We start from the raw sequence: 12,999 nt of genomic DNA, 5'->3' as shown, positions 1-12,999 counted from the left end.
TTGCCCCGATCACATAGCCAAAATTTTGTACACATCACCCAGCGCGGTATCCCCGCCCACATTGCCGGGAAAAATCACCACCGGCAGGCCGGGAAAGCGCGGATGGTCATCCGGGCAGCGCACCACCGAACACCCTGGGTGAATCTGCCCCAGCACCCGCGCGGTGCGCAACGCCAACCCCCGGCTTAACGTATCGTTGGAAGTGATCCCGCCCTTGCTGATCAGGAAGCCGATGTCTTCCGGCAGGTTCTGCACAATCCGCACCAGAAAAGCGGCCACCTGCTCGCCGAAGGCCAGCCGCTGTTCCTTGCTGGCGAACCGCCGTTCCCCCCGGCTGGTGAACAACACCGCGCCGCGCCCCTGCCCACCCGCCAGCCTGACTTTCTGCAGGACGCCAGCCAGCAAGGCATCTTCATTCTCCAACATACGGTCGAGGTCAATATGCACCGGCAACGCGTTGGTGAATTCCTTCACGTAATGCAACTGCCGGGTCGACTTGTCGACGTGCGAACCCATCAGGATCACGCCCGGTTTGCCGTTGCGCACGAAACGGGACATTTCCTCTGGCGCAACCGGCTGCGGCGGCAGCCCGGCAAACGCCGTCAACAAGCTGGCGGCGCTGCGGAACAGGAAACGCTTGCCGCGTTGCGCCGCCGCCAACACCTGCCGGGTGAAGCTGTCGAGGTCAGACTGCTGTTCGGCGTCCACCACACAACAGGCGTTCCCCTGCAAGCGCCATAGCCGGTCGCCCATATCGCCACGCACGTCCGCCAGATTGAAACGCTGGACAGCGCTGGCCGGAATGCGCCCGCCGGTCTTTTCCGCCACATAATCCGGCAGGAAAGCGGTGCTGAAAGCGAACACCGAGTCGCGCGCAAACTCGGTTTCATGCACCGGCACCGGCTTGCCGTCCACCAGCAGGTAGTGCACGCCATCACGGGTGATGCGCCCGCCCTCAAAAAAAGCCGGAACCAGGAAATGCGCATCGAACGGCCCCAGTTCCGCCGCGATCACATCGGTTTCCACCGGATAATGGCCGCGCAGGGTGGAGTCGGAGCGGCTGACAATCACGGGGAGGATGCCCAGGCCGTCACCTTCGGCCAGCGCCAGCGCCTCACGCAGGTTGACGCAGATTTCCCGCGTGACGGCGGCGGCACGGGCGGCGTCCATCCCGCGCGTATTGCTGAGGATGAAAAACAGCGGCGATGCGTCAGCCAGCGCCTCCCGCAGGGTGGGGACATCCCAGCGGGTCAGCAACAGGCAGGAATGCACCGTCTGCGAGCCGGTCGGGTCGTCATCAATGGCGATAATCTTGGTGAGCGTCTGGCTGCGCCCTTCCCCGGCATGCGGAAACAGGGCGGAAAACGGCAGGACTGTATTGTGCATGGCTAAACTCCTTCAAGCGGCTTCACTCAGTTCTGACGGTTCACTTTCCAGCATCCCCAACGCGCGGGCTGCCAGTTGTGCAGCGGTAATGCCGTTGTAGGCCATGATTTCCGCCGGGCTGGCGGTCGTTTCGCCCCGTTGCCAGCCGAACAGTTCACGGGCGGGCGCACGGCTGCGCAACATGACCGGCTCCAGTGCAATGGTGCCGCCGCCGCTGACACAGACCAGCGCATCGCCATCGAACAGGCGCTGGAAATCGGCGTCATGCATGAACTTGTCATCGGCTTCGGCGGCATGCTGCCAAGCCACATCGGTTGGCCGGTAAAGCCTGCGCGGGTTGGCGACGCAGACGATGCGCACCCGGTAACCGGCGGCTTCCAACTGATCTTTCGCTGCAAACACCGGCAGGTAAATCATGTCGCCAGTGACGGCGAACACGATGGTTTCCCAACTGCCATCACGCGATTCATACAAGGTGACAGCACCCTGCTCAATGGCAGCCTTGGCCTGCGCCGGAGTGGTATAAACCGGCAGCGCCGACTTGGAGGCGATAATGCTGATGTTCTTGTTATGTTGCCCGACCGCCCAGCCGTAAGCCGCCTGGATCATATTGGCGTCCGCCGGATACAGCAGGTAAACATTGCCATTACGCATCTGCCCGCCGATGTAGTTTTCGATTTCAGGGCGCTGATGCGTCCAGCCGTTACGGCCCTGTTCCAACGCACCGGCAGTGAACATGGAAACCATCGCCGGGGTCTTGCGCCGCAATTCAGCCATTGCCTGCCCGACCGTCTGGATGATCGGCCAGCCATTGATGGCGAAACTTTCATACGACAGCCATAGGGAACGCCCGCCGAACAGCGCCAGCCCCGCCGCAAACCCGGCGCAGGCGTCTTCGTTGAGCGGCTCGTATACCTGTCCATTGGGACTTTGGTTGTAGAGTGCGTCTTCGGTCGGATGGCGGATTTTCAGGACGTCATTGATCACTTTCATATTGGAGGCTTCATTGCCATCCGCATTGGTGACGACGAAAGTCGGGTCGCGCTTGCCCAATTCCGCGACCATATGCGCCATGCTGGTGGCAGGTACAGCTTTGTCGCCAACCTGGAAATCCTGTTTGGGCAGTGCGCCAATGTCTGCCACTGGCCGCTCGAACTCGGTGACCACGGTGCGGCTGGCCGTGCCACCGCCTGCACGTTGCATATTGGTGCGCACCAGTTCCCAGGCTTCCGGAGCCAGCGCGCCGCGTTGCAGCGCCGCCGCAATATTGTCTTTCTGCGACGTGTCACCGGGGTAAAGGTTGTGTGATTTCGCCCCCTTGGCATGGACGCCTGCGCCCTTGAGCTGCTTGATGATGAGCACGGACATAGAGCCGTTCATGGCTGCGTCGGCGGCTTGTTTCGCCCCTTCCAGCACCGCCCGGGTGAAAGCCGTGCGCGCTGAAACGCTGAACAAGGTGCTGTCGACATAGGCACCATCTTGCCCGGCATCGTCGAAATCTTTGGCGTCAATCAGCACAATCGTTGCGAAATCATGCGCCTTCCAGTAATCGTGCATCTGCTGATTATTCATCAGCGACACCATCGAGTGATGTTCCTGGCTGAAACCATTCCAGACCAAGACTGGCAGGAAGTTGGTGACATCCGGGTAGCTGGTGTGGAAATGCTTGAACGCGGAAAGGATATACGGCTCGCCCAACCCGCCATCGCCAATGGTGCACGGGAACAGTTTATCCCGGTTCAGATAGGCCCCTGCCATGGCGAAATGCTGCCCTTGCCCCAACGGCCCTGCCGGTGCCAGCAAACCTGGAATCGCACCGGACAAATGCCCCAGCAAACCGTCCCGTTCGCGGAAGCGCGCCTGAAGGTCATTCATGGTGTAAATGCCCATGTCTTCCAGCGAGCCATCCAGGAACATCGCGCTGTAAAAGCCCGGTGCATGGTGCCCGACTTCCGTCACGATATTGGTATGCCCCAGCATCACCAGCGCGGCGTAAGCATCAGCGGAACTGGCGAAACCACCGGGGTGTCCGGACTCTTTCGAAGCGCACAACTGCAAAGTCGCGTAACGCAACGCATCGACCAGCAAACGGCACTGGAACACTGCTTTGTCGTCGATATTGGCAATGGATGACTGCCCTTCGCCAATAACCGGGCTACTGCCCAATGCATCGAAACCTTGCGGCGTATCGCCGAAATGAAGAATGCCTTCACAAAAGGCAGGGTAGGTAATGGTGCTGTGGCTCACTGCGGTCATAATGGTTCTCCTGCGGTTGGATCAACTTGGCGGGTTTTGAACCGCCGTCCAGCCACAATAGGAGACGCACCGACTTACCGCAATACAGGATATTTTTCACAATGTGGTAAATTGTATCTGATCCACACAATAATTGCCGACCTTTTCACTAAGCCACTGTCTTACAAGCAATTTTTTGTATGGTGGTGTTTTTTGGCATTAGGTTTCATATTGTGAAAAATTTATTGCTATACTGTAAGCATGAAACAAGACACTGATTCTTCCCGCATCCAGGTCATTGACCGCGCCGCCGCCCTGCTGGACGCCATTGCCCGCTACCCCGAACCAGTCAGCCTGAAAATCCTCAGCGCCGAAACCGGGCTGCATGCTTCCACAGCGCACCGCATCCTCGCCTCGCTGATCGACAACCGCTTTGTGGAGCGCGAACCGGGAGGCCGTTACAAGCTAGGCATGCGCCTGTTGCAACTGGGGGTGCGCCTGCACCGTAATATTGACCTGCGCTCCATTGCCCTGCCCTACATGGAAAAACTGCGTGACCAGTTGAATGAATCGGTCAACCTGACCATCCGCGAAGGCGACATGGTGGTTTACATCGAAAAGGCCACCCCCAACCGCATGATGCATGTGCAACAGATCATCGGCAGCCGCGCGCCCCTGCATGTGACGGCTGTCGGCAAACTGATGCTGGGCGCGGGTGGTGAAGACGAAATCCGTGGCTATGCGCAACGCACCAACCTGCCCGCCTACACCCGCAACACCTTGTCGAACCTGCCGGATTTGCTGGCGGACTGCCGCACTGCCGCCACCCATGGCTATTCGCTGGACAATGAAGAGGCGGAAATTGATGTTGGCTGCATCGGGGTGTTGATCCACGACAGCAATGGCAATGTCGCCGCAGGTTTGTCGGTTTCCGCGCCCATCGAGCGGCGGCGGATGGAATGGGTGCAGGCGATGCAGGAAGCCGGGAAAGCGATTTCAGCGCAACTGGGTTATCACCCCTCAGATTGAAGCTGCTTTTGTTCCAAGTACGCTTTCACATCGTCGTTGTCAACACGTTGATACAGTTCTTCGACGCTTAGGTTGGCATTGACCGACTCCAGCATAAACGCCTGCCCCAGGTAGAAAAATTCCGGCTGCCACTGGTTGCGGCGACGTTGGACTTCGACCTCGGCATATTCCTGCTCGATCAGCACGTATTCCTGTAGGCTCGGCAAGGCGAGATACTCCGCGCGTTTTTCGGTCTTGTCTTGGCGGCGGGTGCTGCGGGACAGCACTTCCACCACCAGCACGGGTTGCTCACGGATATAGTCATCGTCAGAGGAATCACCTTCGCACACCACCATCAAATCGGGATAGCGGAATTTGCTTTTGCTGGTCTTCAGCAACATGTCATTGGTAAGGGGGAAACAGGCGGCACCACGCAAATGGTTCCACAACAATGCATACATATTGCCTGCAATCAGGTTGTGCCTGACGCTTGCACCGGCCATGGCATATACCTGGCCATCCACATATTCGTGTTTGACCTCGCTGGCACGCTCACCGGCAAGGAAGTCTTCGACGCTGACGTATTCAAGCTTTGCAGCCAGGGAAGGCATGGCATTCTCCATCAATCATGGCCATGGAACGATACTAGCATCACTTATGCGAAATGGCAGGCGACCTGCCGCCCGCCTGCCTCACGCAGCTGCGGCGCTTGTTCCCGGCACACGCCTTGCGCTTGCAAGCAGCGGGTATGAAACACGCAACCGGACGGCGGGTTCAGCGGTGAAGGCAATTCCCCTGCGCCCACTTTCACTTTCGCCAACCGCTCCCGCTCCTGCTGTGGGTCAGCCAGCGGAACCGCCGCCAGCAGCATGCGCGTGTAAGGGTGCAAAGGCGTGGCGTACAGGCTTTCCGCATCCGCCACTTCCATAATGCGCCCCAGGTACAGCACCAGCACCCGGTCGCTGAGTTCCCGCACCACGCCGAGATCGTGGGAGATGAACAGCAACGCCAGCTGGCGCTCCCGCTGCAAACCTGCCAGCAGTTTGACAATCTGCCGCTGGATCGACACATCCAGCGCGCTGACCGGCTCGTCGCACAAAATCAGTTGCGGCTCCACGCTGAGGGCGCGGGCGATGCCGATGCGCTGGCACTGGCCGCCAGAAAACTCGTGCGGGTAACGGTTGCGCATCCCGCTTTCCAGCCCGACCGCCTGCAACAGTTCATCGGCGCGCTGGCGGATGGCCGCCTTGCCCAGTTCCGGGCGCAACGCCAGCAACGGCTCCTGAATGCTATTCCCGACCGTCATGCGGGGGTTCAGGGCGTCCAGCGGGTCCTGGAAAATGCATTGGACTGCCCGGCGGAACGCCTTCATCCCGACCCTGTCATGCGGGTCAAGCAGCTTGCCAAGCCAGTGGATTTCGCCTTGCGCAGGCGCAACCAGTTGCAGGATGGCGCGCGCCAGCGTGGACTTTCCGCAGCCGGATTCACCCACCACCCCCAAGGTTTCCCCCGCCTGCAATGTCAAGGAAACATCCGTCAGCGCCTGCAACGTCTGCCCGGTTTTCAGGCGGAAACGCACGCCCAGATGATTGACGGCGAGCAGCGGCGAATCCATCAAACCATCCAGACCAGCGCCGCCATGCGCCCGGTCTGCCCATCACGGCGGTAGGAAAAAAAGCGCCCAGCGTCGGCATAGGTGCAGAATTCGCCGCCAAAGACAGCGCTGACACCCGCAACACTCAAACGCTGGCGGGCCAACGCGTAGATGTCAGCCATCCATTTGCCGTCGTTAGCGGAAGGCTTGAACGCGGTTGCCGCCGCCGGATCGTGCTGCATGAAGGCTGCCCGCACTTCCGGGCCGACTTCAAACGCATCCGGGCCGATCGCAGGCCCCAGCCACGCCAGCAATTCGTCAGGCGCGCATTGCAGGGAACCGATGGTGCGCTCCAGCACGCCCGCTTCCAGGCCACGCCAGCCCGCATGGGCAGCAGCCACGCGGGTTCCAGCCTTGTCGCAGAACAGAACGGGCAGGCAATCCGCCGTCATCACCACGCACACTTGGCCTTTGCGGAAAGCAGTGGAGGCGTCGCCGGTCGGGTAGCAGGTTCCCACATCCATGCCGCACACATCGGTGCCATGCACCTGTTTGAGCCACAAGGGTTCGCTCGGCAATTGCAGGGCATCACCGACCATCATGCGGTTGCGGGCGACGGCATAGGGGTTGTCACCAACGTGGTCGCCGAGGTTGAGGCTATCGAACGGTGCCTCGCTCACGCCGCCATGGCGGGTGGTGAAAACGGCGCGTACATTGGCAGGGGCGGGCCAAGCGGGGGTAATCCAGTTCGGGTTCATGCAACTTCCTTACGCAACAAATCCAGCAATGTCGTCATGTCCTCCGGCATGGGCCGCGCCCATTCCAGGTATTCGCCGCTTTCAGGATGCACCAGCCCCAACCGGGTCGCATGCAAGGCCTGGCGCGGAAAGGTTTGCAGCGCCGTGCGCAGTTCCTCGCTGATCCCGGCAGGCACGCGCGGACGGCCACCATAGGTCTGGTCGCCCACGATCGGCAGGTGCTTCCAGCTCAGGTGGACGCGGATCTGGTGGGTACGCCCGGTTTCCAATGAGACGCGCAGCAGGGTGTGATGGGGAAAGCGCTCCTCCACACGGTAATGCGTGATGGCTTCCTTGCCGCCATCGGTGACGGCCTGTTTCTTGCGGTCAACAGGATGGCGGCCGATATTGGCCTCAATGGTGGAACCTGCCACCACCTGCCCGGAAACCAGCGCCAGATACTCGCGGCTGACAGCGCGCTCCTGCAACAACCCGACCAGCCGGGTATGCGCCTCCAGCGTTTTGGCCACCACCATCAGGCCGGTGGTGTCCTTGTCGAGGCGATGGACGATCCCGGCGCGCGGCAACATTTCCAGGCCAGGATGGTAATGCAGCAAGGCGTTGACCAAGGTGCCAGTCCAGTTGCCCGCCGCCGGGTGCGCCACCAGTCCGGCAGGCTTGTTGAGCACCAAGATGGCGCTGTCTTCGTATACGATGTCGAGCGGGATGTCTTCCGGCGCAAATTCGGTCTGCGCCTCCTGCACCGCATTCAGCACAATTTCTTCACCGCCGGTTAAGCGTTCCTTGGGTTTGAGGATTTTATCATCGACACGAATATGCCCGGCCTTGATCCACTTCTGGATTTGGCTGCGGGAAAATTGGGGGTACAAACTGGCGGCGGCCTGATCAAGGCGTTGTCCTCCCATTTCGGGAGGAACCGTGTTAATTATCTGTTGGTTCAGGGGCATTCTTAATCCGGTTGAATACGCTATACTTGCACCTCATTCTATCATCATGTGTTGTTAAGCAATGTCGATAAATACAAAAAGACTTCGCGCCAGCCTGTTGCTGGTTGTTGGCATGGCGCTTTCCGCCGGATTCAGTGGCTGCTCAATCTTTTCCCAGACTGAAAAAGATATGACTGAGGGCTGGTCAGCCAACAAGATTTATACAACAGCTAAGGAGGCGCTGAATTCGGGTGATTACGAACGCGCCATCAGCCTGTATGAATCGCTGGAAGCCCGTTACCCCTTGGGCCGCTTCGCCCAACAGGCGCAACTGGAAACCGCCTATGCCTACTACAAGTATGACGAGCCGGATTCCGCACTGGACGCCATTGACCGTTACCTGCGCATGAACCCCACCAGCGAAGACGCCGATTACGCGTGGTATTTGCGCGGGCTGGTCAACTTCAACCGCGGCCACAGCGTTGTCGACCAGATTTTCCCGCGCAGCATCGCTGACCTGGACACCGTGCGGCAGAAGGAATCCTTCCAGGACTTTTCCCACGTCATCACCCGTTACCCCAACAGCAAATATGCGCCGGACGCCAAGGAACGCATCCAACACCTGCGCAACAGCTTGGCCGAATCCGAAGTGAATGTGGCGAAATACTACATACAACGGGGCGCATGGCTGGCCGCCTTCAACCGCGCCGAATACGCCATCAAACATTACGAAGGCTCCCCGGCCATTATCGAGGCGCTGGAAATCAAGGTCAGGGCTGCCCACAACCTGGGCAAGCCTGACTTGGCCGCCGACAATATGCGGGTGCTGGAGCTGAACTTCCCCCAACGCGCTGCGGCATTGAAAGCAGAGCTGCGCTGACCAAACCTTCCCTCGCACCCCTTCCATCCAGAGAAAGGGGTGCGTAATTCATGCATGCCTTCCGGTTATCGGTTAATACTGGCAGTTAGTCCCACCCTCCTTTACAGTCACCAATAATAAAAGCCATCACGAAAATAATTACAAAGGGGCTATCAATCATGACCACTTCCAGAACAGCCATGGCGATTGGATGTTTCCTGTTATTGCTGACAGGCGCTGCGCTGGCTGAATCCTCCGCTTCACCTTTTTCCAAACTCAAGCCCATGACGCCCATCGGCGCGTCGGAGAATGAAAAAGCACCCAATTACCTGGGAGCCAGCCTAGGTTCCACCACCACTGCCGGGTTCTGCGATGGGTTGGCCAATTGCGACAATAGTGACAAGAGCTGGAAGGCCTATGCAGGCATACGCATGAACGACAATTTGGTGCTGGAAGGCGGCTATGTTGATTTCGGCAAACAGACCGGCGCTGGCACCAATGGCGAAGTTTCCCAACAGGCGTCGGCATTCACCGTAGCAGGCGTTGCAGGCGTGCCCATCAGCGACCAGATTGAGGTGTTCGGCAAGGCCGGGCTGGCGCGCTGGACAGTGGAGCAAGCCGACAGCACCGGCTCCGCCAAAACCAGCAGCGCTGATGTGCTGGTCGGCGTTGGCGCCAATTACGACCTGGGCGACAACATGGGGGTGCGGGCGGAATGGGAGCGTTTCAAGGATGTGGGCGGCAAAACAGGACGGGGGGGCGATATAGACCTGATGAGTCTTGGACTGACTTTTTCATCGTTATAAATTATCCCGCATAGCGGGAAAACATACATAAAGGGGCTTGTATGAAAACTATTATCTCCTGCTCTTTGGCAGGACTTACGCTATTGGCGAATGCCGCCAATGCAGGCGGGATGGAAGGTTACGGCATCCCATCCAATGTTTCACTGTACGCCGGTGCCAGCGCTGGCATGGCCAATCACGACGGGGCTTGCAGCGCCGCCAATGTTTCCAGCAATTGCGACGATTCCGCCAGCGGCTACAAGGTGTTCGCCGGAGCCAAGATAGCGCCCCAGACGGGCAATTATATAGTGACACCGGGTGTCGTGATGCCAGCCGCCGCTTTGCCGACATTGGGGGTGGAAGCCGGGTATATGGATCTGGGCGGCGGCTCTTCTGATGGCAAGGCAGGCCGCACCAACATTTACGATGCAAAATCCAGCAGCGACCTGTCAGCCAGCTATCTGGCTGGGGTGGGGTATATGCAGGTCGCGCCCCGCACCGAACTGTTGGGCAAGGCGGGCGTGGCGTTCTGGAAGCAGAATGGCAAGCGCGAAGTGCCGCAGGACACTGACCTGAACATCGAAACCTCCAACAGCGGGACTGGCTTGCTGCTGGGCGGCGGTGCACAGTACAAGATCAATGAAAACTTGTCGGTGCGCGGGGAATACGAGCATGTCTTCGGCACAGCCAAAGACACCCCCTACGAATCGGATGCGGGGCTTTACAGCTTGGGAGCTGTTTTCTCCACCCTTTGACATAATGGCGTAACAACATGAACAACAGATTGGCCCTGTGCCTGCTGCTGGGGTTGATGGGGGCTGCGCAGGCGGATGACGCCATGATGATGGGCGGCGACTTCAGCACTGGCCCCAAGATGTATGTCGGCACCAGCGTCGGCAGCTCCAAACAGGGGGATACCTGCAACGACCCTTTTTTCGAGGGCGGCTGCAATAATCAGGACCTCGCCTGGAAAGCGTTTGGCGGCGTCCGGTTCAACCCAATGTTCGGGGCGGAACTTGGTTATTACGACCTGGGCGACAGCAGCCTGAACGGCTCCACTGGCGGTGCCCCCGCCAAATTGGAAACCAGCACGACCGGAACCGCCATCACTGGCGTCGGCTATGTGCCGCTGACATCCCAGATTGAGGCATTTGGCAAGGCTGGTGCCATCGCCTGGGACCAGAAGCACAGCAAGCTTTCCGGCACCACGGCATCCCAATCCGCCGAAAGTGGGACTAGCGCCTTGCTGGGCGGCGGCGCGCAGTACCAGCTCAACAGCAACCTGTTCCTGCGCGGCGAATGGGAGCACATGTTCAATATCGGCTCCGATTCCGCCTATGAAACGGACGCCGACCTTTATTCCGTCGGCGTGAGCTATTCCACACTCTGAAAACCTATCTCCCCCGGAAGGGCTGTATTACCCCAGCCTTTCCGGTAGAGTGGCTTCCGATATTGATGCCACAGTTTTGAGGAGAAAATTAATATGGCGCGTCAAGTTGATTTCATTGCACCATCCATCCTGTCCGCCGACTTTGCCCGCCTGGGGGAGGAAGTCGTCAATGTGCTGACATCCGGTGCTGACATTGTGCACTTTGATGTCATGGACAACCACTATGTCCCCAACCTGACCATCGGCCCGCTGGTGTGTGAGGCGCTGCGCAAGCATGGCGTGACTGCACCTATCGACGTGCATCTGATGGTGAAGCCGGTAGACCGCATCATCCCTGATTTTGCGAAAGCGGGCGCGACCTACATCACTTTCCACCCGGAAGCCTCCGAACATGTTGACCGCACCCTGCAATTGATCCGCAGTGAAGGCTGCAAATCCGGCTTGGTGTTCAACCCGGCCACGCCGCTCACTTATCTGGAATACGTGATGGATAAGGTGGACATGATCCTGCTGATGTCGGTCAACCCCGGTTTCGGCGGCCAGAGCTTCATCCCTTCCGCGCTGGACAAACTGCGGCAGGCGCGCAAGATGATTGACGAATCCGGCCTCGACATCCGCCTGGAAATTGACGGTGGTGTCAAAGCGGGCAATATCCGTGAAATCAAGGAAGCGGGTGCGGACACTTTCGTCGCCGGTTCAGCGATCTTTAGCGCCGCCAAAACGGCTGACCCACAGCACTACAACAGTATATTGGCCGAATTCCGCGCACAATTGGCGGAAGCCAACGTTTAAAACCCTTTCTTACCCCCATCCCTACCCTTCCCTTGCATGGGGGAAGGGTGCAAGCAACGGAGCAAGTGATCATGTTCAAGCCGAAAATGGTGCTGATCGACGTGGATGGCACATTGGTCGACAGTGTTCCTGACCTGGCGTTTTGTGTTGATGAAATGATGCAGCAACTGGACATGCCGGTACGGGGTGAAACGGCTGTACGCCAGTGGGTCGGCAACGGTGTGCAACGGCTGGTGGAACGCGCGTTGGCCAATGATATGGATGCCCACCCAGACGCCGGGGCATTTGCCCAGGCCATGCCCATTTTCATGGGGCTGTATGCGGAAAACACCTCCAAACGCAGCCGCCTGTATGACGGCGTGTTGGAAGGGTTGGATTTTCTGCACAGCTGCAAAGGCTTGAAAATCGGTTGTGTGACCAACAAAGCAGCGCAGTTCACCCACCCGTTGCTGAAAGACCTGGGCATTTTCGACCGCTTTGAAATCATCATCAGCGGTGACACCCTCCCCGAAAAGAAGCCGCACCCGCTGCCATTGCTGCATGCCGCCGAAATGCTGGGCGTGACCCCGGCAGAATCCGTCATGATTGGCGATTCCAAATCGGATGTGAAAGCCGCGCGGGCAGCCGGTTTCCAGATTATCTGCATGACCTACGGCTACAATCATGGTGAAGATATTCGTCACTATGAACCGGATGCTGTGATAGACTCCATGAGGGAATTAAGTAACCTGATTAGCTGCTAAGTTTTGCCAAGTCCTGCTAGATCATGGACGGGGGCAACTGTTTGTATAATATCTAAGAACCTGCTCATAATCTTTTTGGGTGTTAGACTCAAGGTATTTTTGAGCACCAGCGATGACCGAACGCCACCCCTACCCCAGCGACATCAGCCGGGAACCATTTGAAGCCATCGGTTGCCACCTGGAAAGCTTTCGCCGCCGCACCAAACCGCGCACCCATGACCTGTACGATGTTGTCTGCGGCGTGCTGTATGTCCTGAAGACCGGCAGCCAGTGGCGGGCCTTGCCACATGATTTCCCGCCCCATCACACGGTCCACACCACTTTCCGGCAATGGGCGGCCAAGCCGCATGCCGACCAGCCCAGCCTGCTGGAAACCGTGTTGGATGGCCTAGTGGCCGCCGAACGTGAAGCCGATGGGCGGGCAAAAAAACCACCTTGCTGACATCAGCGTTCTTCCAGGGGGCTAGGCGTTTAATCTATTGGGAAATCCCCCGGCTTTGCCGGGGAGACGTGCATAGTTTGA

Annotated in this window: 14 protein-coding genes; 8 read left to right on the top strand and 6 right to left on the bottom strand. The window is 58.7% G+C overall.

Going from position 1 to position 12,999, the window contains the following annotated elements; translation table 11 throughout:
- Positions 1 to 9 precede the first annotated feature (9 nt).
- On the bottom strand, positions 10 to 1,386 hold the full coding sequence (locus tag VSS37_RS17805; protein WP_324697365.1) for a four-carbon acid sugar kinase family protein: 1,377 nt from the start codon (positions 1,384 to 1,386) through the stop codon (positions 10 to 12).
- 12 nt (positions 1,387 to 1,398) lie between these two features.
- Positions 1,399 to 3,642: a phosphoketolase family protein gene (locus VSS37_RS17800; protein ID WP_324697364.1), complete on the bottom strand. Its 2,244-nt coding sequence runs from the start codon at positions 3,640 to 3,642 to the stop codon at positions 1,399 to 1,401.
- Between the two features lie 240 nt (positions 3,643 to 3,882).
- On the opposite strand from VSS37_RS17800, the gene VSS37_RS17795 reads away from it, so the two are divergent.
- The gene (locus VSS37_RS17795; protein ID WP_324697363.1) at positions 3,883 to 4,650 is read left to right on the top strand and encodes an IclR family transcriptional regulator; all 768 of its coding nucleotides are present in this window, start codon (positions 3,883 to 3,885) and stop codon (positions 4,648 to 4,650) included.
- On the opposite strand, the gene VSS37_RS17790 is transcribed toward VSS37_RS17795, so the two are convergent.
- The 4 genes from VSS37_RS17790 to rluD are packed head-to-tail and all read right to left on the bottom strand — an operon-like array spanning position 4,635 to position 7,886.
- Positions 4,635 to 5,240 (bottom strand): Uma2 family endonuclease, encoded by a 606-nt coding sequence (locus VSS37_RS17790; RefSeq protein WP_324697362.1) that lies wholly within the window; start codon positions 5,238 to 5,240, stop codon positions 4,635 to 4,637. The two genes, VSS37_RS17795 and VSS37_RS17790, sit on opposite strands and share 16 nt — an antisense overlap.
- Before the next feature lie 44 nt (positions 5,241 to 5,284).
- Positions 5,285 to 6,244, bottom strand: coding sequence for an ABC transporter ATP-binding protein (locus VSS37_RS17785; RefSeq protein ID WP_324697360.1), 960 nt, complete (start codon positions 6,242 to 6,244; stop codon positions 5,285 to 5,287).
- Positions 6,244 to 6,981, bottom strand: coding sequence for a peptidoglycan editing factor PgeF (gene pgeF, locus VSS37_RS17780; protein ID WP_324697358.1), 738 nt, complete (start codon positions 6,979 to 6,981; stop codon positions 6,244 to 6,246). The genes VSS37_RS17785 and pgeF overlap by 1 nt, the downstream gene beginning before the upstream one ends.
- A complete protein-coding gene (gene rluD / locus VSS37_RS17775) occupies positions 6,978 to 7,886 on the bottom strand; it encodes a 23S rRNA pseudouridine(1911/1915/1917) synthase RluD (protein WP_445971499.1) in 909 nt (302 codons plus the stop codon). The genes pgeF and rluD overlap by 4 nt, the downstream gene beginning before the upstream one ends.
- Before the next feature lie 103 nt (positions 7,887 to 7,989).
- Here rluD and VSS37_RS17770 point away from each other — a divergent pair, with 103 nt between their 5' ends.
- The 7 genes from VSS37_RS17770 to VSS37_RS17740 all read left to right on the top strand — a co-directional run bounded on the left by VSS37_RS17770 (position 7,990) and on the right by VSS37_RS17740 (position 12,918).
- A complete protein-coding gene (locus tag VSS37_RS17770) occupies positions 7,990 to 8,787 on the top strand; it encodes an outer membrane protein assembly factor BamD (protein WP_324697355.1) in 798 nt (265 codons plus the stop codon).
- 158 nt (positions 8,788 to 8,945) lie between these two features.
- Entirely contained in the window at positions 8,946 to 9,572 is a 627-nt protein-coding gene (locus VSS37_RS17765; RefSeq protein WP_324697354.1) for an outer membrane beta-barrel protein, read from the top strand.
- 41 nt (positions 9,573 to 9,613) lie between these two features.
- The gene (locus VSS37_RS17760; protein WP_324697352.1) at positions 9,614 to 10,306 is read left to right on the top strand and encodes an outer membrane beta-barrel protein; all 693 of its coding nucleotides are present in this window, start codon (positions 9,614 to 9,616) and stop codon (positions 10,304 to 10,306) included.
- Between the two features lie 17 nt (positions 10,307 to 10,323).
- Complete coding sequence (locus VSS37_RS17755) at positions 10,324 to 10,941, top strand: outer membrane beta-barrel protein (protein ID WP_324697351.1); 618 nt, start codon at positions 10,324 to 10,326, stop codon at positions 10,939 to 10,941.
- Positions 10,942 to 11,034: 93 nt separating this feature from the next.
- Positions 11,035 to 11,733 carry a ribulose-phosphate 3-epimerase gene (gene rpe / locus VSS37_RS17750; protein ID WP_324697349.1) on the top strand — a complete coding sequence of 233 codons (699 nt, stop codon included), beginning with the start codon at positions 11,035 to 11,037 and terminating at the stop codon, positions 11,731 to 11,733.
- Positions 11,734 to 11,804: 71 nt separating this feature from the next.
- Positions 11,805 to 12,476: a phosphoglycolate phosphatase gene (locus VSS37_RS17745; RefSeq protein WP_324697347.1), complete on the top strand. Its 672-nt coding sequence runs from the start codon at positions 11,805 to 11,807 to the stop codon at positions 12,474 to 12,476.
- Positions 12,477 to 12,588: 112 nt separating this feature from the next.
- Positions 12,589 to 12,918 (top strand): transposase, encoded by a 330-nt coding sequence (locus tag VSS37_RS17740; protein WP_375339150.1) that lies wholly within the window; start codon positions 12,589 to 12,591, stop codon positions 12,916 to 12,918.
- Positions 12,919 to 12,999 lie beyond the last annotated feature (81 nt).

The organism is Candidatus Thiothrix phosphatis (assembly GCF_035668035.1).
GTDB lineage: Bacteria > Pseudomonadota > Gammaproteobacteria > Thiotrichales > Thiotrichaceae > Thiothrix > Thiothrix phosphatis.
The sequence above is the reverse complement of the archived record's forward strand: the minus strand, read 5'-3'. Positions and strand labels throughout refer to the sequence as shown.

What these genes read in the sequence shown, in the direction of transcription:
- rpe (WP_324697349.1), top strand. Translation starts at nt 11,035, where the DNA reads ATGGCGCGTCAAGTTGATTTCATTGCACCATCCATCCTGTCCGCCGAC.
- VSS37_RS17800 (WP_324697364.1), bottom strand. Translation starts at nt 3,642, where the DNA reads ATGACCGCAGTGAGCCACAGCACCATTACCTACCCTGCCTTTTGTGAA.
- VSS37_RS17765 (WP_324697354.1), top strand. Translation starts at nt 8,946, where the DNA reads ATGACCACTTCCAGAACAGCCATGGCGATTGGATGTTTCCTGTTATTG.
- VSS37_RS17740 (WP_375339150.1), top strand. Translation starts at nt 12,589, where the DNA reads ATGACCGAACGCCACCCCTACCCCAGCGACATCAGCCGGGAACCATTT.
- VSS37_RS17795 (WP_324697363.1), top strand. Translation starts at nt 3,883, where the DNA reads ATGAAACAAGACACTGATTCTTCCCGCATCCAGGTCATTGACCGCGCC.
- VSS37_RS17770 (WP_324697355.1), top strand. Translation starts at nt 7,990, where the DNA reads ATGTCGATAAATACAAAAAGACTTCGCGCCAGCCTGTTGCTGGTTGTT.
- VSS37_RS17785 (WP_324697360.1), bottom strand. Translation starts at nt 6,244, where the DNA reads ATGGATTCGCCGCTGCTCGCCGTCAATCATCTGGGCGTGCGTTTCCGC.
- VSS37_RS17805 (WP_324697365.1), bottom strand. Translation starts at nt 1,386, where the DNA reads ATGCACAATACAGTCCTGCCGTTTTCCGCCCTGTTTCCGCATGCCGGG.
- VSS37_RS17745 (WP_324697347.1), top strand. Translation starts at nt 11,805, where the DNA reads ATGTTCAAGCCGAAAATGGTGCTGATCGACGTGGATGGCACATTGGTC.
- pgeF (WP_324697358.1), bottom strand. Translation starts at nt 6,981, where the DNA reads ATGAACCCGAACTGGATTACCCCCGCTTGGCCCGCCCCTGCCAATGTA.
- VSS37_RS17760 (WP_324697352.1), top strand. Translation starts at nt 9,614, where the DNA reads ATGAAAACTATTATCTCCTGCTCTTTGGCAGGACTTACGCTATTGGCG.
- rluD (WP_445971499.1), bottom strand. Translation starts at nt 7,886, where the DNA reads ATGGGAGGACAACGCCTTGATCAGGCCGCCGCCAGTTTGTACCCCCAA.
- VSS37_RS17790 (WP_324697362.1), bottom strand. Translation starts at nt 5,240, where the DNA reads ATGCCTTCCCTGGCTGCAAAGCTTGAATACGTCAGCGTCGAAGACTTC.
- VSS37_RS17755 (WP_324697351.1), top strand. Translation starts at nt 10,324, where the DNA reads ATGAACAACAGATTGGCCCTGTGCCTGCTGCTGGGGTTGATGGGGGCT.